Source organism: Neisseria subflava (genome assembly GCF_024205745.1).
GTDB lineage: Bacteria > Pseudomonadota > Gammaproteobacteria > Burkholderiales > Neisseriaceae > Neisseria > Neisseria flavescens_B.
On record NZ_CP073117.1, the window covers coordinates 885,387 to 904,396 of the forward strand.

20 protein-coding genes are annotated in these 19,010 nt (G+C 47.6%); 7 read left to right on the forward strand and 13 right to left on the reverse strand.

All coding sequences use genetic code 11. The features are described 5' to 3' along the window. Nucleotides 1–87 precede the first annotated feature (87 nt). Entirely contained in the window at nucleotides 88–1,008 is a 921-nt protein-coding gene (locus tag KCG55_RS04395; protein WP_254323487.1) for a patatin-like phospholipase family protein, read from the reverse strand. A 99-nt stretch (nucleotides 1,009–1,107) separates the two neighbouring features. After that, nucleotides 1,108–1,725 carry a tellurite resistance TerB family protein gene (locus KCG55_RS04400; RefSeq protein ID WP_070748646.1) on the reverse strand — a complete coding sequence of 206 codons (618 nt, stop codon included), beginning with the start codon at nucleotides 1,723–1,725 and terminating at the stop codon, nucleotides 1,108–1,110. Nucleotides 1,726–1,875: 150 nt separating this feature from the next. Between KCG55_RS04400 and rsgA the strand changes: the two genes are divergently transcribed. Continuing rightward, the gene (gene rsgA, locus KCG55_RS04405) at nucleotides 1,876–2,742 is read left to right on the forward strand and encodes a ribosome small subunit-dependent GTPase A (protein ID WP_254323488.1); all 867 of its coding nucleotides are present in this window, start codon (nucleotides 1,876–1,878) and stop codon (nucleotides 2,740–2,742) included. Nucleotides 2,743–2,850: 108 nt separating this feature from the next. On the opposite strand, the gene KCG55_RS04410 is transcribed toward rsgA, so the two are convergent. From KCG55_RS04410 to KCG55_RS04450, 9 genes are all read right to left on the reverse strand, one after another. After that, nucleotides 2,851–3,045, reverse strand: a complete 195-nt coding sequence (locus KCG55_RS04410; RefSeq protein WP_063076351.1) for a hypothetical protein — start codon at nucleotides 3,043–3,045, stop codon at nucleotides 2,851–2,853. Nucleotides 3,046–3,068: 23 nt separating this feature from the next. Beyond that, nucleotides 3,069–5,513: a methionine--tRNA ligase gene (gene metG, locus KCG55_RS04415; protein ID WP_254323489.1), complete on the reverse strand. Its 2,445-nt coding sequence runs from the start codon at nucleotides 5,511–5,513 to the stop codon at nucleotides 3,069–3,071. A 126-nt stretch (nucleotides 5,514–5,639) separates the two neighbouring features. Next, the gene (locus KCG55_RS04420) at nucleotides 5,640–7,010 is read right to left on the reverse strand and encodes a lipase family protein (RefSeq protein WP_254323490.1); all 1,371 of its coding nucleotides are present in this window, start codon (nucleotides 7,008–7,010) and stop codon (nucleotides 5,640–5,642) included. Beyond that, complete coding sequence (locus KCG55_RS04425) at nucleotides 7,007–7,708, reverse strand: hypothetical protein (protein WP_254323491.1); 702 nt, start codon at nucleotides 7,706–7,708, stop codon at nucleotides 7,007–7,009. Before KCG55_RS04425 ends, KCG55_RS04420 begins: the two co-directional genes overlap by 4 nt. Before the next feature lie 61 nt (nucleotides 7,709–7,769). Next, complete coding sequence (locus tag KCG55_RS04430; RefSeq protein ID WP_254323492.1) at nucleotides 7,770–8,255, reverse strand: protein-(glutamine-N5) methyltransferase; 486 nt, start codon at nucleotides 8,253–8,255, stop codon at nucleotides 7,770–7,772. A gap of 247 nt (nucleotides 8,256–8,502) precedes the next feature. Then, nucleotides 8,503–9,756, reverse strand: a complete 1,254-nt coding sequence (gene murA / locus KCG55_RS04435; RefSeq protein ID WP_254323493.1) for a UDP-N-acetylglucosamine 1-carboxyvinyltransferase — start codon at nucleotides 9,754–9,756, stop codon at nucleotides 8,503–8,505. A gap of 196 nt (nucleotides 9,757–9,952) precedes the next feature. Then, nucleotides 9,953–10,870: a permease-like cell division protein FtsX gene (gene ftsX, locus KCG55_RS04440; RefSeq protein WP_254323494.1), complete on the reverse strand. Its 918-nt coding sequence runs from the start codon at nucleotides 10,868–10,870 to the stop codon at nucleotides 9,953–9,955. Continuing rightward, nucleotides 10,867–11,517: a cell division ATP-binding protein FtsE gene (ftsE, locus tag KCG55_RS04445; protein ID WP_003681151.1), complete on the reverse strand. Its 651-nt coding sequence runs from the start codon at nucleotides 11,515–11,517 to the stop codon at nucleotides 10,867–10,869. The genes ftsX and ftsE overlap by 4 nt, the downstream gene beginning before the upstream one ends. 250 nt (nucleotides 11,518–11,767) lie before the next feature. Continuing rightward, the gene (locus KCG55_RS04450; RefSeq protein ID WP_049349226.1) at nucleotides 11,768–12,250 is read right to left on the reverse strand and encodes a TlpA disulfide reductase family protein; all 483 of its coding nucleotides are present in this window, start codon (nucleotides 12,248–12,250) and stop codon (nucleotides 11,768–11,770) included. Between the two features lie 169 nt (nucleotides 12,251–12,419). On the opposite strand from KCG55_RS04450, the gene arsC reads away from it, so the two are divergent. Continuing rightward, nucleotides 12,420–12,779, forward strand: coding sequence for an arsenate reductase (glutaredoxin) (gene arsC / locus KCG55_RS04455; RefSeq protein WP_004519164.1), 360 nt, complete (start codon nucleotides 12,420–12,422; stop codon nucleotides 12,777–12,779). Between the two features lie 25 nt (nucleotides 12,780–12,804). Continuing rightward, nucleotides 12,805–13,461 carry a YdcF family protein gene (locus KCG55_RS04460; RefSeq protein ID WP_254323495.1) on the forward strand — a complete coding sequence of 219 codons (657 nt, stop codon included), beginning with the start codon at nucleotides 12,805–12,807 and terminating at the stop codon, nucleotides 13,459–13,461. A 70-nt stretch (nucleotides 13,462–13,531) separates the two neighbouring features. Here KCG55_RS04460 and KCG55_RS04465 read toward each other — a convergent pair whose 3' ends face one another. Together KCG55_RS04465 and KCG55_RS04470 are read right to left on the reverse strand one after the other, a co-directional pair. Beyond that, nucleotides 13,532–13,789: a hypothetical protein gene (locus KCG55_RS04465; RefSeq protein WP_188208955.1), complete on the reverse strand. Its 258-nt coding sequence runs from the start codon at nucleotides 13,787–13,789 to the stop codon at nucleotides 13,532–13,534. A gap of 117 nt (nucleotides 13,790–13,906) precedes the next feature. After that, nucleotides 13,907–15,001 carry an ABC transporter substrate-binding protein gene (locus KCG55_RS04470; protein WP_254323496.1) on the reverse strand — a complete coding sequence of 365 codons (1,095 nt, stop codon included), beginning with the start codon at nucleotides 14,999–15,001 and terminating at the stop codon, nucleotides 13,907–13,909. A 164-nt stretch (nucleotides 15,002–15,165) separates the two neighbouring features. Here KCG55_RS04470 and gltX point away from each other — a divergent pair, with 164 nt between their 5' ends. The 4 genes from gltX to KCG55_RS04490 all read left to right on the forward strand — a co-directional run bounded on the left by gltX (nucleotide 15,166) and on the right by KCG55_RS04490 (nucleotide 19,010). Next, entirely contained in the window at nucleotides 15,166–16,560 is a 1,395-nt protein-coding gene (gltX, locus tag KCG55_RS04475; protein ID WP_070606479.1) for a glutamate--tRNA ligase, read from the forward strand. A 106-nt stretch (nucleotides 16,561–16,666) separates the two neighbouring features. Next, entirely contained in the window at nucleotides 16,667–17,098 is a 432-nt protein-coding gene (locus tag KCG55_RS04480) for a hypothetical protein (RefSeq protein ID WP_231900218.1), read from the forward strand. Nucleotides 17,099–17,366: 268 nt separating this feature from the next. Further along, nucleotides 17,367–17,936: a hypothetical protein gene (locus KCG55_RS04485; RefSeq protein ID WP_156474270.1), complete on the forward strand. Its 570-nt coding sequence runs from the start codon at nucleotides 17,367–17,369 to the stop codon at nucleotides 17,934–17,936. Nucleotides 17,937–17,948: 12 nt separating this feature from the next. Beyond that, a complete protein-coding gene (locus KCG55_RS04490) occupies nucleotides 17,949–19,010 on the forward strand; it encodes a hypothetical protein (protein WP_254323497.1) in 1,062 nt (353 codons plus the stop codon).

Sequence of the window (19,010 nt, forward strand, 5' to 3'; positions counted from 1 at the left end):
GTAGGAAACGCGTGATTTTAGCAGATTTGCACAAGAAAGGCCGTCTGAAAAACATACTTTCAGACGGCCTGTTCAAACGGCAGATGATTAATACTGATATGCCGCCAGTTTGCGTTTGATTTCAGGCAGGGCGGCGCGTGCAGCCTGTTCGCCCAATTGGATGGCGCGTTGTTTTTGGTCGAAGCCACCAACCGAACCCAGCTCCAAAACCTGCGGTTTGATGACCACATTGGCTTGGCCCAATTCTTGGCGCAACGCAGTTTGACTCATTACGTTGAAGGTTTGGTCAAGATAGGAGAACATGCCTTGGCTGACATTTTTGGCCGGACGGGCGGAAATATCGACGGCAATGATGAAGTTTGCACCCAGTTTTTTCGCCGCGCTGACCGGTACGGGCTGCGACAGGCCGCCGTCTACATATTTGCGGTTGCCGATGACGACAGGCTGGAACACGTTCGGAATCGAAGCGGAAGCACGGACGGCCTGTCCGGCATTGCCGACGTTGAACACCACCGGTTTGCCACTTTCAAAATCGGTCGCAACGGCGGCAAATTTGATGGGGAACTGCTGCATCGGGCGGTTGCCGACTTTGCGATTGATGTAGTTTTGCAGTTTTTCGCCTTTGATGAAGCCGCTGGTGGACAAGGTCAAATCCACCAAATCGGTTTTACCCAAAATTTCCGCTTCCAATTCGAGGCGGTCGGGCGACATTCCCGAAGCGTACATACTGCCGACAATCGAGCCAGCGGATGTACCGGTAACGATTTTGACCGGAATATTGTTTTCTTTCAAAACCTTAATAATACCGATATGGGCAAAGCCTTTGGACGCACCGCCGCCCAAAGCCAGTGCAACCGTGGCTTTCGGTTTGGGTGCAGTATGTGAAACCGTATTTTGACCCTGCGTAGAAGGTTTGGATTGAGACGCGTTGCCGCTCGGACAGGCAGCCAATACCAAGACGGACGAAGCGGCTAAAAACGTTTTGAATGTGGAAAAAAGTTTATTCATGTTCAGACAGCCTTTAATATGTCGAAAGGGTTATTTTACTCCGAAATGAAGTCGAAAGGCCGTCTGAAATCAGGTTTCAGACGGCCTTTTAAATCAAGCTTAAGCCAATTCGAGCTGTTTTTCCAAGCTTTCGACCAGTTGGTCGTCCAAATTCAAAGCTTGGGACAAACGGCTCAGGAACACGATTTCCTTGCGCGATAAGTCCGCGCAGACCAATCTGGCCGCCAGATAAGTTTCGGCTGCCAAAGCCTCGTCGCTGCCGACAGAAGCGGCAATTTGCTCGATAGAGGCCGGTTGCGCATATTCCGCCTGCAACCATGCCGCCGTTTCCGCATCGCTGCCGCTTTCACGCTCGATCGCCGCGCGTTCCGCATCGTCAATCAGGCCGTCTGAAGCCGCCGCCGCAATCATCGTTTGCAAAATCACACGGCTGTGGTTTTCACCAATCAGACCGGCAGGTTGGAACGCACTTTGCGGCAATTCTTCCTGTTGGCGGTTTTGTTTCCAGTTTTGATAGCCTTTATAAGCCAGAAAACCCAAAGCAGCGACTGAACCGGCCTTGACCAGCTTCTTCGTATTTTTCTTTTTCAACAGCATTGATGCCAAAGCACCCGTCAGTGCGCCGCCGCCGAAAGAATTGAGCGGGCTGTCTGCCACCGCTTTGCCGCCTTTTTGAGCCGCACCCAAAACCTGATTGAGCAACTGACTGAAATCCATAAAAAATCTCCTGAAAACAAATACATTGCAAATATAGGGCAGAAACACCAAAAAACCAAGCCAAAGAAAGTTAAAAGGTGCAAACAAGTTTTCAGACGGCCATAGCCGACTTTCGGTACAATCACACCATTCCAAACAATAAACCCCATCATGACCGATACCGCCCAAATCATTACCAGCTATGGCCGCCGCTATATTGTCCGCACCCCTGACGGCCAAACATATGACGCCACCACCCGCAAAAAACGCGTCGATTTCGCCTGCGGCGACCAAGTCCGCATCAGCCCCATCAACGGCGAACAAGTTGTGATTGAAGACTATCTTCCGCGCGAAAGCCTGCTCTACCGCCAAGACGCGTGGAAAACCAAACTGATTGCCGCCAACGTTACCCAACTGCTCATCGTAACCGCCGCCAGCCCCTCACCCAGCGAAGCCCTGTTGCAACGCGCCCTCCTCGCAGCCGAAGCGGCCGGCATTAACGCCGTCATCGTCCTCAACAAAACCGACCTCCCCGAAACCGCCCAATGGCGCGAGAAACTCAAATTCTACGAAACCCTCGGCTATTCCGTGGTCGAGACCAACGCATTGGAGAACGCCGACATCCTGCGTCCCATTTTAGAAGGGCAAACCAACATCCTGCTCGGACAAAGCGGTATGGGCAAGTCCACCCTGACTAATGCCCTACTCGGCAACCAAGCTGCCCGAACCGGTGACATTTCCACTGCGCTCGACTCCGGCAAACACACCACCACCCACGCCCAACTATACGATTTAAACGCAGAAACCCGACTCATCGACTCCCCCGGCCTGCAAGAATTCGGCCTGCACCATCTCCAAGCCGCCGATTTATTACAATACTTTCCCGACCTGCGCCACCTCATCGGCCAGTGCCGTTTCCACAACTGCACCCACCGCGCCGAACCCGGCTGCACCGTCAAAGCCGCTGCCGAATCCGGCGAAGCCAAACCCGAGCGCATCGAATTTCTGCAACGCGTTACCGATGAATTGTTGAGATAAAGTTTTAACGAAAATAAGCGTTTGGATAAATAAAAAGGCCGTCTGAAAAATTCAGACGGCCTTTTGTTGAAGCATAACCAAATTTACCTTTTAACTGGTATCGCTACCTTAGCGGGAAAGAGAAGGTGCTTTTCGCGGCGGATTGATCATGAGAAGAACGGCTTCTTCAATTTTCTTGTCCTCCCGATCATGGAGCTCTACCGGAAACTTCAGACGCAACACTGCAACAATAGCGCCAACCGATAAGCCTGCATCATTAAGTAACTCAATTTCTTTAAGTACCGGTGCGGAAAGGTTTAACATGGTTTCTCCTTAAGATTTGATACTTAGCCCACTTTATCCCCGGGCTGTGCGCCTGCATCGACATCAAGCAGCTTCAGTTTGCCCTCTGCCGTGGCGGCGGAGAGGATCATGCCTTCGGATACGCCGAATTTTGCCATTTTGCGCGGGGCGAAGTTGGCGACGGCAATGACCATGCGACCGTTCAATTCGGCAGGATTTGGGTAAGATGCGGCGATGCCGGAGAAGATGATGCGTTTTTCAAAACCGAAATCGAGGTCGAATTTCAAAAGTTTGGTGCTGCCTTCGACGGCTTCGCAGTTCAATACTTTGGCGACGCGCATGTCGATTTTCATGAAGTCGTCGAAGCTGGCCTGTTCGGCGACTTTTTCGTATTTGCTCTCTTCTGCGGCAGGCGCGGCTGCGGCGGCGATGCTTTGTTTGTTGGCTTCGATTAAATCGTCCACTTGTTTTTGCTCCACTCGTTGCATGAGATGTTCGTATTTGTTGATGGCGTGTTCGCCCAAGGTTTCTCGTGTATTTGCCCAAGTGATGGCTTCCAAATTCAGGAATTTGGCGGCGTTTTCGGCCACTTTCGGCAATACGGGGGCGAGGTAGGCGGTCAACATGGTAAAGGCGTTGATGAGCTCGCTGCATACTTCGTGCAACAAATCATCTAATACGTTAAACGCATCAAGAACCTTAATATTAATCCATAAGTTAGTAATGGTATCTGCTAAATTTTCAGATTGAATTTCCTCCAAACTAAGAGGATACGAACTAGAGTTAGGATCGTTATTATAATCCTCGAGAATTTTTCTTCCTTTCTCTTGTGAATACCCTAGAATTAATTCTTTAACTTTTTTATAGTTTTCCAATGAGAAAGTTTCTTTTTCTTTTTGGAAAGTATCTTTTTTATTTTTAGGAAGAGAATTAATAAATTTATTTAAATCATCTAAATCATTTTTAATAATGATTGGTTTGGTAAAAAGTGCATCATTCAATTCAGGTAAGTCTGCTAATTTAGCATTAACTTCCTTAGTAAATCTCCATTTGTATTTCGGAGATTCCAGAAATTTGTTCAGCTCCCAAGGTTTGTTGGCATCAACGTATTCGTTGACAATGTCTGCCAATGCCATGATGTCGCGCAGGGCTTTGGCGTATTCGCGGCTTTCGTAGCATTCGGCAATGGCTTCGCTTTGTGCGACAAGTTTTGCCAGCAATTCGCTGTCAGCAACATCTTTCAGACGGCCTTCAAAGCGTTTGGCGATGAAACCTGAGGCGCGGGCGGCGATGTTGACGTATTTGCCGACAAGGTCGCTGTTGACGCGCGAGATAAAGTCTTGCAGGTTCAAATCGATGTCTTCGATTTTGCTGTTGAGTTTGGCGGCGATGTAGTAGCGCATCCACTCGGGGTTCAGGCCTTGTTCCAGATAGGATTTGGCAGTGATGAAGGTGCCGCGCGATTTGGACATTTTTTGTCCGTCCACAGTCAAAAAGCCGTGTGCGTACACGCCGGTCGGGGCACGGTGGCCGGAGAAATGCAGCATGGCGGGCCAGAACAGGGCGTGGAAATAGAGGATGTCTTTGCCGATGAAGTGGTACATCTCGGTTTGGCTGTCGGCTTTGAAGTATTCGTCAAAATCGATGCCGATGCGGTCGCACAGGTTTTTAAACGAGGCCATGTAGCCGACGGGCGCGTCCAGCCAGACGTAGAAGTATTTGCCCGGCGCGTCGGGGATTTCAAAACCGAAATACGGCGCGTCGCGGGAGATGTCCCAGTCGGACAGGGTGGTTTCTTCGCCTTCGCCCAGCCATTCTTTCATTTTGTTGAGGGCTTCGGGTTGCAGATGGGGTTTGCCGTCGTGCGGATTGTTGCCGGAAGTCCATGCTTTGAGGAAGTCGGCGCATTCGCCGAGTTTGAAGAAGAAGTGTTCGGATTCGCGCAATTCGGGTTTGGCACCGGATACGGCGGAATACGGGTTGATCAGTTCGGTCGGGGAATAGGTCGTGCCGCAGACTTCGCAGTTGTCGCCGTATTGGTCTTGGGCGTGGCATTTGGGGCATTCGCCTTTGACGAAGCGGTCGGGCAGGAACATTTGTTTTTCAGGGTCGAAAAGCTGCTCGATGACGCGGCTTTCGATTTTGCCGTTGGCTTTCAGCGCGCGGTAAATGTCTTGGGAAAACTGTTTGTTTTCAGGGGAATGGGTGCTGTAATAATTGTCGTAGCCGATGTTGAAACCGGTAAAGTCGGCGAGGTGCTCTTCGCGTACTTTGGCAATCATGTCTTCAGGCGCGATGCCTTGTTTTTGCGCGGCAAGCATCACGGGCGTGCCGTGGGTGTCGTCGGCGCAGCAGTAGTAGCATTCATGGCCGCGCAGTTTTTGGAAGCGCACCCAAACGTCGGTTTGGATGTGTTCGACCATGTGGCCGAGGTGGATGCTGCCGTTGGCATACGGCAGCGCGGAAGTGACAAGGATTTTGCGTGTCATGGTTTGTGCTTTTAAAAACAATGGATAAAGATGTCGGGAATTATACCGCAAAACAATACGCAAAGGCCGTCTGAAACCCGATTGCTGGTGTTTCAGACGGCCTTTTGAGACTTGGCAGAAAGATTGTTACCCAATACTCATCCCGCGCGATTGAGATTGCGCTAATTGTTTCTGTTGCTCTTCATATTCAGAGAGTTGTGCCGTTTGCTGAATTTGATTAAAGCTCTTTTCCACGGGAATAGATGCAGATAGTCCTATATCCATAGAGGCAAGATTTAATGTAGGATTTCGGTTCCCGATTAGATACTGGTCGTTTTTTACACTAAATAAAGTAAGATCAGTGATATTTTTTGACTGAGCCAAGGCGGTAAGTGCCATCGCGGAATTTTGCAGCTTTTTCTCATCAATAGGCAGATTGTTTGTCTTATGATACGTCGTTAGGTGCACCATTGCAGTATTGAAGAACTTTTGATTTTCAGGGGAAAAGTTTTGTAGTTTGCTAGCATTTATTTGCAGATCTAAAAAGGCGTATTGAGGACGATCCTGTTGTTCATATGGATTTGAATACTGCGGTTGGTTTTCTGCAATAAAACGGTCTGCAAGATTGATATATTTTTCAAATTTATCAGGGGATTTGCGAATTTCTTCTTTTACATAATTGTTAAACCGCCCAATCATTGCCATATTATTTTCAGCTAGTTTATGAGCAGGGGATTTTGGGGATAAAACAGACAAACCATGTTCGTGCGTAAAATTGCTAACAGCATGAGAAGTATATAAATCTGATGCACTGCCCCAATTACCCCAACTTGAAGGCATTCTGAAACCTGCATTGGCCAAAAATTTGTCATCTGACGGATCTTGTGTGCTAAAGCCGTCTTTACGCAGATTATCTACTTCGTTTTTTGTAGTATACAAAATACTTCTGCCTAAATGATTGCTTGCCGATGAAACATAGTCTCCACCCATGCGGTGATTGATGATTAATCTGTCTGCTAAAGGGTTGATTGGAAGGGCTTCTTTCAAGCCTGCTGCACCAAAGGCATTGAAAGTTTCGGTACGGTGGCCATAACGATTACCACATAGTTGGGCAAGAGCTCCTCCTAGTGAATGACCTGTTTGATAGATTGAGGCATTCTTATATTTTCCGTTTTTTAATTTTTCGGCTTCTTGTGTCAATAATTTTGCATCGTTATATTGCGGGTTAGTATGATCTTTGACCATGCGCATATCGGCTTCTCGGTCTTGGCGTGTTTCAAACTCTGTACCTCTGTGGACGACTACTAACTCGTTGGTATCTAAGCGACGGTAAATGGCACCAAAATAACCATTTTTGGGATTGTCGCTGATTCTTTCAACAGCATATTTAATACCGTTTAAAGTTATTTCTTTATTTTTTTCGTTATCAAAAACCAGTTTTTTTTCGCCGTTTTCATCTTTCTTCCCATAAATGTGATCAGACAGCAGGGCAAAATCCTGACTATTCAATGCTCTCATTTTTCAACCTTTCTCAATATCAATTCAACTGAAAATTTATCTTCTGGAGCGACAACTAATCCACTCTTTATAGAGCTACCATCATCAGACCAACCATCTTCAAAATTCAAATCTTTTGCTATTGGAAAATTACTTTTCTGATATTCATGCTTAACGATTAATTCAGGATTTTGCGCAGTCAGTTTTTTTAAATCTTCCGAATCAATACGGACAATCAAAGCTGTTTCTCGCTTATCTTTTCCTGTTGGTTCCATTACTATGGCAGTACTTAAAAACTGCCATTTACATACGCCTTCCCCATAGTAATCTTCATCTAAAGGAGTATCCGAATAAAAGTCTGTAGCATATGTATTATTATCAATTTTAGTCATCTCCAGTTTTTTTCGGTATTGAGGCCACGTTGTCGCACCTACCCAACGATTGGTTACATATTTGCAGTTTTCCGATTGGTAAAGTTCATCTCCCGTCACAATTTGGAAAGCTAGAGGCGCATTTTTAATTTTAACCACAGCTTGATAATGTTCTTTACGGTTTGGGTTAATTTTGACATCCTTTGGAGGAGCATCTCCTTTCGGCAGTTTATAGGTGGGGAAATCCGATTCTTTAAAGCCATATTCTTCGTACACGTTTTTCTCCTTGTTGCAGGCGGTTAATGATAAAGCGGCACAGAGACCGAATAGCAAGATAAAAGGTTTCATAAGGCTTCCTTCTACAATGAGATTTTGAATCTTGATTCAAAGTATACAGGAGTATTTGTTGTTACTTTATTCTTTTTGTATTTTCTTTCAAATTTTGATAAATACGCTGTTTTAGAAATTCTGCGGTGGTTGTCAATAAAAATGCTGTAAACCATAAATACAATCCTAATCCGTAAGTTAGTTTTGCATATCCTCCTGCTTCATCCACAATTACTTCGTTTAAGGTAAATGTAAGTAGCGCCACAACCCATAATAATCCATGCAAAGTAAAGATAAATTTCTTTGCTTGCGGTCGGATAAGAGATATGAATATTAAAATGAACCAAATATAATTTGCATAAACAGCAAAATATCCAATGTGTCCTAAACCAGGTCCAAATATTGTTCCAATAATTAGAACAAAAAATCCCTCATATTGTCCTTCTTTCCCAAAAGTAAATACATTTTGAAATAAGGAACAAATCCAAATAAAAATGGCAATAAAGAAACATAGTTTATGGCCATAACGGGTTATCCGTTTCTTTGTCGTGTGTGATGAATCGTTCATAATGAATATTGATTATATGGAAGATTAGTAGTGAATAATCATCTGCTTTTCTACTGTTTTAATGATGCTGTTTATATAAACTAGAATAATTTTGAAAAGATTGGAAGGTGGGTTTTCTGAGTGTTTACTAATCGAAAAATCCACCTGCTTTTTATTTCACAAGTAGATAGGCCGTCTGAAAACAAGCATAGCGTGTTTGCTAGATTTTGTTTTCAGACGGCCTTTTAGTTATCGGCTGAGTATGGAATCAACCGCGTACACGTTCGATTTTTGCGCCTACGCCACCGAGTTTTTTCTCGATGTATTCATAGCCGCGGTCGAGGTGGTAGATGCGTTCGACGATGGTTTCGCCATCTGCGACCAAACCAGCCATGACGAGGCTGGCGGAGGCGCGCAGGTCGGTTGCCATCACGACGGCGCCGGAGAGTTTTTCCACGCCTTTGATGTAGGCGGTGTTGCCTTCGGTGGTGATGTCTGCGCCCATGCGGTTGAGTTCGGGAACGTGCATGAAGCGGTTTTCAAAAATGGTTTCCACCACGCGGCTGCTGCCTTCGGCAATGGCGTTCATGGCCATAAACTGCGCCTGCATGTCGGTTGGGAAGCCTGGGTGGACGACGGTGCGGATGTCCACGGCTTTGGGGCGTTGTTGCATGTCGATGGAAATCCAGTTGTCACCGGCTTCGATGATGGCGCCGGCTTCGGTCAGTTTGTTCAACACAACTTCCATGGTTTTCGGTGCGGCATTGCGCAGGACGACTTTGCCGCCGGTCATGGCGACGGCGCAGAGGAAGGTACCGGCTTCGATACGGTCGGGAACGACGCTGTGTTCGCAGCCGTGCAGCTCTTTTACGCCTTCGATGGTCATGGTTGCTGTACCGATGCCGCTGATTTTTGCGCCCATTTTGATGAGGCATTCGGCCAAATCGACGACTTCGGGTTCGATGGCGCAGTTTTCGAGGATGGTGGTGCCTTCGGCGAGCGTGGCCGCCATCAGCAGGTTTTCAGTACCGCCTACGGTCACGACATCCATGGTGACGCGCGTGCCTTTCAGACGGCCTTTGGCTTTGACGTAGCCGTGTTCGATGGTGATTTCCGCACCCATGGTTTCGAGGCCTTTGAGGTGTTGGTCAACCGGGCGCGAACCGATGGCGCAACCGCCGGGCAGGCTGACTTGGGCTTCGCCGAAGCGGGCGAGGGTCGGGCCCAAAACCAAGATGGATGCGCGCATGGTTTTTACCAGCTCGTAAGGTGCGCAGGTGTTGTTGACGGTGCCGCCGTTGATTTCAAATTCGGAGATGTTGTCGGTCAAAACGCGTGCGCCCATGCCTTGCAGCAGTTTTTGGGTGGTTTTGACGTCGGCGAGCATGGGTACGTTTTTCAAGCGTAAAGTGCCGGAGGTTAGCAGACCGGCACACATCAGCGGCAGGGCGGCGTTTTTTGCGCCGGATACGATGATTTCGCCGTTGAGGGGGCCGTTGGCAGAGATTTTGAGTTTGTCCACAGGGTGTCTTTCGTTATTTGTCTGCACGGTTTATGCCGCACAAATGAAATGAGATGGATAATAGACCATCAATTATAAGGGATTATGCCCTTGCTGTTAGATTTGGCAGTATTAAATTTTCACAAGGTTTGTTTAAGTTGCGAAAGGATAAGATTTCAGGCCGTCTGAATGGTTCAGACGGCCTGTTTGCCAAGACTTATTTTTTGGCTTTGAAGCCTAAGAGGTGTTGCGTGGTGGCCAGCCATGCGCCGAATACGCCCAGCGCGATGACGAAGCCGAATACCAGCGACACTTCGCTAAATGTGAAAAAACGCCAGCCGATGTTCAGACCGTAGGGTTTGAAAATCGCGTCCACCAGCGGCCGTACTTCGGCCAGCAGCCAAGCCGACAAGCCCAAGCTGACGGCGGCTGAGAAAATACTCTGCCACATTGCCTGATAAAGGAAAGGACGGCGGATGAAGGAAGCGGGCGCACCCAACAGCTTGGTGATTTCCAACTCTTCCTTACGGCTGAGGATTTGCAGGCGGATGGTGTTGTGTGCCACCAAGACAAAGGCCATGCCCAAAGTCAGCGAGAGGAACCACAAAATCTTGCGGATAAATTCGTTAATACGATAAAGGGTCTGTACCCATTCCGTATCCATGGTTGCCGATTCGACGCGCGGCAGTTTGGTAATGTCTTTATAGATGGCCTGCATTTGATCCGGAGAAGTGGCAGGGTCGGGCGTAACGATAAAGACATCGGGCAACGGGTTGCCATCGAGCATGGAAACGAGGTTTTGGTCGAGATTGGTCTGCAATTCTTCCAAACCTTCCTGCTTGCTGATAAAGCGGACTTTATCGATACGGCTGTCGCGTTGGAGCAGGTTTTTCACCGTGTCGGCATCAGAACCTGCCGCATCGGTGTCCATATAAACCGTAATCTGCGGCGACTCGTTGAGTTTGCCCAATACGCTTTGACCGCTTTGGATGCCCAAATACATAAACAGCGGCAAGGTCATGGCAACAGCAAGCATGAGCAGGGTCAGCAGCGTGCCGATGGGTTGGCGCAGAAGCTCTTTGATCGCGGCGCGCGCCGATTCGACGTGTAACGAGATATAGTGAATCATACTCATGCGAGGCGTCCTTTCTGCAGGCGCAAGACGCGGTGACCGTAATCCGCCATCAGCGTTTCATCGTGCGCCGCAACAATCACGGTCGTGCCTGCTTCATGGAAGGTTTTGAACAATTCCATAATATCCAGCGCATAGGCGCGGTCGAGGCTGGCGGACGGCTCGTCGGCAATCAGCAGGCTGGGTTGGTGAACCACTGCGCGCGCGATGCACAAACGCTGTTGTTCGCCGCCGGACAAAGTGATGGGCATATCGTTTTCGCGGCCTTTCAAGCCGACTTTCTCAATCGCAATACGCGCGCGCTCTTCAGCTTTGCGCGGCTGGTAGCCGCTGATCCGCAAAGGCAGGATAACGTTTTGCAAGACATTGCGGTCGTAGAGGATTTTGTGGTCTTGGAAGACAATGCCGATATGTTGGCGCATAAAGCCGATCTGATTGTCGCTCAAGGTGCCGAGGTCTTGATTGTTGAACCAAACCTTGCCTTTGGTAGGCTTGGTAATGCCTGAAATCAGCTTCAAAATGGTGGATTTGCCCGAACCCGAATGGCCGGCGATAAAAATCATCTCACCTTTGTTAATCTGGAAACTGACATTTTTCAGGGCTTCGAAACCGCCGGGATAGGTTTTGGAAACTTGTTCGAAACGGATCATGGGTTTTCCTGAAAATAGGGATTCAGACGGCCGGCGTCATCGATAGGGCAACATGCCGTCTGAAAAAATGGGATATTCACAGATTATAAATATTTCGGCTGCTTTTTGATAGTGAAACCCCGGTTCTGCCTGTGGATACACTGCCGGTTTGCAACACAAAGCAATATGGTTTGAAAAAAGGCCGTCTGAACGATTGGGTTTCAGACGGCCTCGGTATCAGCGGCGTAGGTTAAGCACCCTATCCGCTGTTTTATTTACATTTGGTCTTGGCCAAATTCACGGCGGCGGTCAGGCTTTTTTCGTTGACTTCGCCGGTGATGGTTTGTTTGTAGCCGCATTTCGGCGCTTCGACGACTGTGAAGGGCAATACGCCGACGTTGTTGCCGTGGGCTTTCATGAAGTTGCGGCTGTTGGCGCCGGTGTAACGCCAAATCGGGTAGCTGACTGGCGTTTGTTTCAGGAACTTGCCGATGTTGTCAGTGGTATCCAGCGCGATGCCGACCATATCGACGCTGCCTTTTTTCTGAGCTTTGTACCATGCCGACATGGCGGGCATTTCTTTACGGCAGGGGCCGCACCAGGTTGCCCAAAGGTTGACCACGCGCACGGGGGCTTTGAGTGATTCCAGACTTTGCGGTTTGTTGTCCTGCCAACCTGCCGTTTCGTCGGCGGCAAAGGCCGGTGCAGCGGTAAAAACGGTGGCGGACAAGAGAAGGGCGGTTAAGGCTTTCATGGTTGTATCCTTGAGGTTGCCAATCGAAATTGTGTTTATTGTAAAACGGTTTGGTGGGCATGCCTACCGATTCGTATCAAGATATCAGGTAAAAAGTTTGAGTAAAAATCAGTTGCAGACGATAATAATCGCCATCATTGAATGATTTTGCAATAATATGGAGACTTTCATGCCGTCTGAATTCACACTTTATCACAACCCGCGTTGCAGCAAATCGCGTGCCGCGCTGGCTTTGCTCGAAGAAAAAGGCGTTGCCGCCGACGTAGTCAAATATCTGGATACCGCGCCTGATTTGGCGACTTTGCAGGATATGTTTGCCAAACTCGGCATCGAATCGGTGCGCGGCATGATGCGCACGAAAGACGATTTGTACAAAGAATTGGGTTTGGACAATCCCGATTTGGACAATGCCGCCCTGCTTCAGGCAATCGCCGAACACCCCGCCCTGCTTGAGCGTCCCGTTTTGGTAACGCCTACGCGCGCAGCCATCGGCCGTCCGTTGGAAAACATAGCCGCCCTACTCGGCTGACGGGGTTGGATAAGGCCGTCTGAAGATGATTTCTCTGCTTAAAAGCCGCAATGGCCTGCGATATTACCTGTTTCGCGGCCTTGCTTTGAGCGTTTTGCTGGTGTGCGGTATTTTTTTGACCGGCACATGGCAGATTTACCGGACAGGTTTGCAAACCTTGCCGAAGGACGCTCATGCCGATGCGGCGGTGGTGTTGGGTGCGGCGGCGTGGGACAAACGCCCGTCGCCGGTATTCCGTGAGCGCATCAACCACGCCATCACGCTCTACCAAAGCCATCGGGTTGGCAAAATCATTTTCACCGGCGGTACGCCCAAAAAAGGATTTATGACCGAAGCCGAAGTGGGGCGCCGATACGCGCTCAAGCAGGGCATACCGGCGCACAATATCCTGTTTGAAAACACGTCGCGCAACACTTACGAAAACCTGCGCAATATCGTCCCCATCATGCACGCCAACGGAGTCGGCAGCATTATCGTTGTCAGCGACCCTTATCATTTGGCGCGCGCCGAAGAAATGGCCGCCGATTTGGGCTTGTCAGACGCGCAGTTCTCCGCCACCCCGACCACGCGCTTTGATGAGCGCAGCAAGAAAGCCAAGTTCCTGATGCAGGAGAGCTATTCATTGTTTCTCTACCGTATCGGCAAATGGAGCGATGCGGTTTGGAATTGGATAAGCAGTTGAGCCTTCGGTAATCCATGTAAAAGGCCGTCTGAATCCTTTTAGGTTTCAGACGGTCTAAATGTATGCTTACTTATTGATATTGATTTGCAGCTATACTGCCAAAAATGACTACAGCCAGCACCAGATAAATTGCCATTAAGATGGCAAACAGAATCAAGGTAGCCTTGAAATAATTGGCTTTATTCGGATTGGTGTTTGAGCCGAATGCCCATACAAGCATCATAACTATATTGACTAGCGGAATCATCAAAATCAAGTTTGTTAGCAACCATTCTTTGATGCTGACGACCGGAGCCTGAGGCTGGTCGATTTGGTTTTGTCCGTTCATACGTACCCAGTAATTTTGTTGAAAGAACAGTAATTATACTCATTAAATCTTTATCGGCATAGCATGTTCAGGCCGTCTGAATCTTCAGACGGCCTGAGCCTATGATTTTTGCAGCCGCTATTTCAATTGGATGTAAAACGTACCGTCTGGCACGACGGGCAGGTATTTGCGGTAGAAGTCCAGATAGGTCTTGTTTGGGTCTATGTCGGCAAACTGCTGCGGATACAGGGTTTTGGCGATAAATTGCGCGCTGGCCAAATCGGCGAGCGAGCGGGAGGCGGTGTGGTAGATGCCGTAAACGCGTTTGTTTTTGACGGCAGGAATGTCTGCCCAGCCTTTGCGTTTGACAAATCCGGCCAGGCGGCGTTGCGCATCGGCCTGGCTGATGCCTATGCCCATCGCCATAATGTCAGGCTTGTCTTTATGACCGTTTTCCGTCCCCGAAATGACGATGACGTCGGGTTTGGCCGTCAGGAATTTTTCAGGGTTTATCGGTCCCCAGTTTTTAACGTAAGGCGCGGCGATATTGTTGCCGCCTGCTGTGTCGGCAATCGCGCCCCACATATCTTTGCCGAAGGTGTAGCTGTATTCGGACGGGCCTTTGTCGCCGAACTCGATATAGATTTTCGGTTTGGACTGCTTGGCGCGTGCGACGCGTTTTTTGATGTCGGCAATGCCTCGGGCGTATTCGGCGGCAATTTTTTGGGCGCGCGCCTGCGTACCGTTGAGTTCGCCGAAAATTTCCGCACTGCGCGTGTGCCGCGCGACGGTTTCGGCGTTGAAATCGACCACAACGACGGGTATGCCTGCCGCTTTAATGCGCGGCAGATGGGTGGCGATGGCCTTATACTGCCAGTCGGCCAGAATCAATACGTCCGGCTTGAGCGCGAGCGTTTTCTCCAGTGAAAACGTGCCGGTGTTGATGTTGCCGATGTCCGCAATGTTTTGCAGCGTAGGCAGCTTCTGTTTGAACATCGCCCAGCTGCCGGGATTGAATTTCTCCCAAAACTCACGCGAAATGCCGATGACGTTTTTAAATTTGTCCGCGCCCGTTACCGCGATATAGTCGGGATAGTAAAACGCCAAAACCGCGCGTTTGACAGGGACATCGACTTTGACTTCGCGTCCCAATACGTCTTTGATAGTTTTGATTTCGGCTTGGGCAAAAAGGGGCAGGAGGGCGAGGGCGGCAAATAAAGCGTGTTTGTTCATGAGTGGATCCTTTAAAAGAAATAATTATCATTATATTTGATTTGTTTTCAGGAGAAAAGTTCCCAGACGGTCCTTCTGCGCCGACATTATTTTCAGACGGCCTTACATTGTTTAAACCACGCCGAAAAAGTAAAATAACTGTTTTAAAAGATTTTGGAGCCATCATGACCGTCAAAACCCGTTTCGCCCCCAGCCCAACCGGCTACCTGCACATCGGCGGCGTACGCACCGCCCTGTTCTCATGGGCGTTTGCCCGCCATCATAAAGGCGAATTCTTATTGCGTATCGAAGACACCGACTTGGCGCGCTCTACTGCCGAATCCGTCAACATCATCCTCGACGGCATGAAATGGGTCGGCCTGAACTACGACAACGCCGACAACGTCGTTTACCAAACCCGCCGTTTCGACCGCTACAAAGAAGTCATTGCCGAACTTTTAGAAAAAGGCCATGCCTACTACTGCTATTGCAGCAAAGAAGAGCTGGAAGCCATGCGCGAGAAAGCCGAAAAAGAAGGCACGGCGACTTACGACCGCCGCTGGCGTCCGGAAGAAGGCAAAACCCTGCCCGAAATCCCTGCCGACGTGCAACCTGTTGTCCGTTTCAAAACGCCTTTGGACGGCGTGACCAAATGGACGGACTTGGTCAAAGGCGAAATTTCCATTCCTAACGAAGCGCTTGACGACCTGATTATCGCCCGCGCCGACGGCACGCCGACTTACAACTTCTGCGTTGTCGTGGACGACTACGACATGGGTGTTACCCACGTTATCCGCGGTGATGACCATGTGAACAACACCCCGAAACAAATCAACATCTTAAAAGCCATCGGCGCAAACCTGCCCGAATACGGCCACCTGCCGATGATTCTTAACGAACAAGGCAAAAAAATCTCCAAACGCAGCGGCGATACCGTTGCCATTACCGATTTTGGCGCAATGGGCATCCTGCCCGAAGCCATGCTCAACTATCTGGCACGCTTGGGCTGGGCGCACGGCGACGATGAATTTTTCACGATGGAACAATTCATCGAATGGTTTGATTTGAAAGATGTTTCCCCGTCTCCAAGCCGTATGGACTTGAAAAAACTCTACTGGATCAACGGCGAACACATCAAAATCACCGCCAACGAAAAACTAGCCGAAATGGTGAAACCGCGCCTCGCCCTGCGCGATATCCATGAAACAAGCAAACCTGCTTTGGAAGATGTGTTGGCATTGGTCAAAGACCGCGCCCAAGACCTAAACACGCTTGCCGACGAGTGCCTCTACTTCTACGTTAAACAAACGCCGGCCGAAGCAGACGTGCAGAAGCACTGGGACGACGAAGCCGCCGCCCGGATGCTACGCTTTGCCGAACGCCTTGAAGGGTTGGAAGACTGGACCGCCGAAGCCATCCACGACCTCTTCAAACCCTTCTGCGACGAAGAAGGCATTAAAATGGGCAAACTCGGCATGCCCCTGCGCCTCGCTGTTTGCGGTACGGCGAAAACCCCAAGCGTCGATGCCGTATTGGCTTTAATCGGCAAAGAAGAAGTGTTGAAACGGATTCGTTCGTAAGAAATGAATTCGTAAGGCATGAATAATAAAAGGCTGTTTGAAAATTTTTCAGACGGCCTTTTTTGGTTTTTATACTATAATTATTACATTTATATAAGGATAAATTATGAAAAATATTTCTCTTAAAATTATTTTAGTTCTTATATCTATATTTATAGTTTGTATTTATATATTTTTTAGACTCTTTATTGGAAATAATAATTTATTTCCAATAATTCAAGGAAAAAATAGTATCCCTTTAATCGATATTTTCAATGGGTATGACGAAGTTTGTATTCAAGAGCCTTATGTATTGGAAACTGATTTTGAGAATAAATTAGGTCAAAAGTTATTTTTTTACAACATGGCTGAAGATAAAACGATATTTTGGGCTAAGAAAAATGGAAGTTTTGAGAAGGTTTATTATATAGAATCATGGCCTATGAATAAGCTCTCCGAGGTCTGTTATCCAGTAAATAAAAACATTTGTTTACAGGCAAAAATATCAAATAGTTCAAGTTTTTCTAACTTTAATTTAGAGAAGTGTGAAAATAAGTGACTAATATTATAATTTTTTAGTGACCTCGTATCACTGTAAGAAGGTAATATGGTGCATTTTAGGTAGAGATAGTAAAAGACCTTGTAATAACAACGATGACATATATAAATATGTTCTTTTGCGTGCTACACTAACTCGAAATATTCAAAAGTATTTGAAAGTGTATTTTAGAGTTAGTTCTAATGCTATTTATCCTAAAGACCATCTTTGGTTTTGCTGAAATGTAGAAAGCGACAAAACCGGATCAATTAACCCAATTAGGAGTAACATGATGCGTAGAAAATCTAAGAAAATCATCCTATTAATAGGATGCATTGTTGCTATTGTATTGTTAACGCAGTGTGAGTTGGTAAAGGTTTACTTGTCTCAAGCACTTTTTCCTGCCGAGGTCGTTCCCTTCCCTATGGGTGAAGGTAAAACAGTCAGTTATACGGTGGATTCGTGGGTTAAGAAGCGTTATGCTATTAGCTTAAAGACTGAATACCGGAATGAGGCTGCTATAAACCAGGAAGAAAGAATGAAGATACCCTATAATATTTCTATTAACTGTTATTACCTGCAAAATGGGCAGGAAATATTAATTTACAAAGATAGGCGTTCGGATAAAACAGATGAATTCCACTGGTTTGATGGCGGTAATGGCTGGGAACTTATCCATCCACACAACCCTGACTCAGTAGGAAGAAGCAATATCAGAGGAGGTTTCGATGCACCCTACGGCAAATACCGCTGCGACTTTAAAGACGAAAGCTCGCCTGAAATCAAGGTACATTTGCAAGCATCCGGTATTGTCGCCACATATCTCGAAATTTCCCCCTATATCGCACTATTTTATTAAGAAAGGAAATATATGACTGCTGCAACTTACAGGCTTACTGTAAAATTTGCTCCTCCAGGAGTACCACATTTTAATCAAGACAAAGGTAAATGGGAAACATCCACTTGGGGGCATGTCTGGCTGGAAGCACGAAAACCTGGCGAAGCGTTGGATGCCAAACCGTCCTTTTGTGCCGGCTGGTCAACAGGTGAGAGTATATTTGCCAAAGGTGGAGATAATCTCGGCGAACATGACTGGGAGTATTATAAAAATGGGAATGGCAAAACAATCAGTTCTATTACCGTCGATATTGATAAGGCGCAGTTTGACAAACTGGTCCCGTATCGTAATTTGGCGGCAGGAGGAAAAATCCCAGGTTTCAGCAAAAGATATGGTGCAGGCGATAATTCCTGTATTGACTTTTCCGGCAAAGGATTGGGCTTCATCGGTTTGGCGGACAAGAATTTCGACGGAAGTGGTCTTTTTTGGGCGCGTCCCGATAAACAGGTCAATGCGTTTTTGGAACAGATTGCAGAACACCGAAGAAAAGGTGCAGCATTGGTGGTGGAACATCGCGGGCGCAGTTACACATTTGAAGAAAACGAACGCGACGTTAAAAAATTCTGGAGAACAATCGATCCGTATTGGTATCTTGCCCAAGATGAGAATCAACGCGAACAGCCGTATCAATACGCACAGACAGATATTGCCAAACCGGCCCTACGTATCGAAGATATGCCGCAATACGCGCAAAACATCTACCATCAGGGCAAACAGGTTTTGACTGATTTCTTCGATAAAAAAGGCATTGCTTACGATGCAAATAGTTTAGACAATATTGCTATGGCGTTGGCTTCAGTGGGCTATCCAAAATACATGAGAGGTGTGTCTTTAGTTAATATTAATAATGAAGAAATAGTGATTGGACACAAAGCTCCTGAGTTGAGGACAGCTTCGGTGAATATGAAAATAGCTGCAAACACACCAATCGAAGAAAGTTTAACCAAGATACAGGAAACTGCACAAGCTTTTGAAGATGAGGTGCAACAAAAACAAATAGCGCAATCTCAATCGCGGGGAATAATGATTTCTTGA

Coding starts and splice junctions, on each gene's coding strand:
- KCG55_RS04395 (WP_254323487.1), bottom strand. CDS start 1,008: ATGAATAAACTTTTTTCCACATTCAAAACGTTTTTAGCCGCTTCGTCC.
- KCG55_RS04400 (WP_070748646.1), bottom strand. CDS start 1,725: ATGGATTTCAGTCAGTTGCTCAATCAGGTTTTGGGTGCGGCTCAAAAA.
- rsgA (WP_254323488.1), top strand. CDS start 1,876: ATGACCGATACCGCCCAAATCATTACCAGCTATGGCCGCCGCTATATT.
- KCG55_RS04410 (WP_063076351.1), bottom strand. CDS start 3,045: ATGTTAAACCTTTCCGCACCGGTACTTAAAGAAATTGAGTTACTTAAT.
- metG (WP_254323489.1), bottom strand. CDS start 5,513: ATGACACGCAAAATCCTTGTCACTTCCGCGCTGCCGTATGCCAACGGC.
- KCG55_RS04420 (WP_254323490.1), bottom strand. CDS start 7,010: ATGAGAGCATTGAATAGTCAGGATTTTGCCCTGCTGTCTGATCACATT.
- KCG55_RS04425 (WP_254323491.1), bottom strand. CDS start 7,708: ATGAAACCTTTTATCTTGCTATTCGGTCTCTGTGCCGCTTTATCATTA.
- KCG55_RS04430 (WP_254323492.1), bottom strand. CDS start 8,255: ATGAACGATTCATCACACACGACAAAGAAACGGATAACCCGTTATGGC.
- ftsX (WP_254323494.1), bottom strand. CDS start 10,870: ATGAGTATGATTCACTATATCTCGTTACACGTCGAATCGGCGCGCGCC.
- ftsE (WP_003681151.1), bottom strand. CDS start 11,517: ATGATCCGTTTCGAACAAGTTTCCAAAACCTATCCCGGCGGTTTCGAA.
- KCG55_RS04450 (WP_049349226.1), bottom strand. CDS start 12,250: ATGAAAGCCTTAACCGCCCTTCTCTTGTCCGCCACCGTTTTTACCGCT.
- arsC (WP_004519164.1), top strand. CDS start 12,420: ATGCCGTCTGAATTCACACTTTATCACAACCCGCGTTGCAGCAAATCG.
- KCG55_RS04460 (WP_254323495.1), top strand. CDS start 12,805: ATGATTTCTCTGCTTAAAAGCCGCAATGGCCTGCGATATTACCTGTTT.
- KCG55_RS04465 (WP_188208955.1), bottom strand. CDS start 13,789: ATGAACGGACAAAACCAAATCGACCAGCCTCAGGCTCCGGTCGTCAGC.
- KCG55_RS04470 (WP_254323496.1), bottom strand. CDS start 15,001: ATGAACAAACACGCTTTATTTGCCGCCCTCGCCCTCCTGCCCCTTTTT.
- gltX (WP_070606479.1), top strand. CDS start 15,166: ATGACCGTCAAAACCCGTTTCGCCCCCAGCCCAACCGGCTACCTGCAC.
- KCG55_RS04480 (WP_231900218.1), top strand. CDS start 16,667: ATGAAAAATATTTCTCTTAAAATTATTTTAGTTCTTATATCTATATTT.
- KCG55_RS04485 (WP_156474270.1), top strand. CDS start 17,367: ATGATGCGTAGAAAATCTAAGAAAATCATCCTATTAATAGGATGCATT.
- KCG55_RS04490 (WP_254323497.1), top strand. CDS start 17,949: ATGACTGCTGCAACTTACAGGCTTACTGTAAAATTTGCTCCTCCAGGA.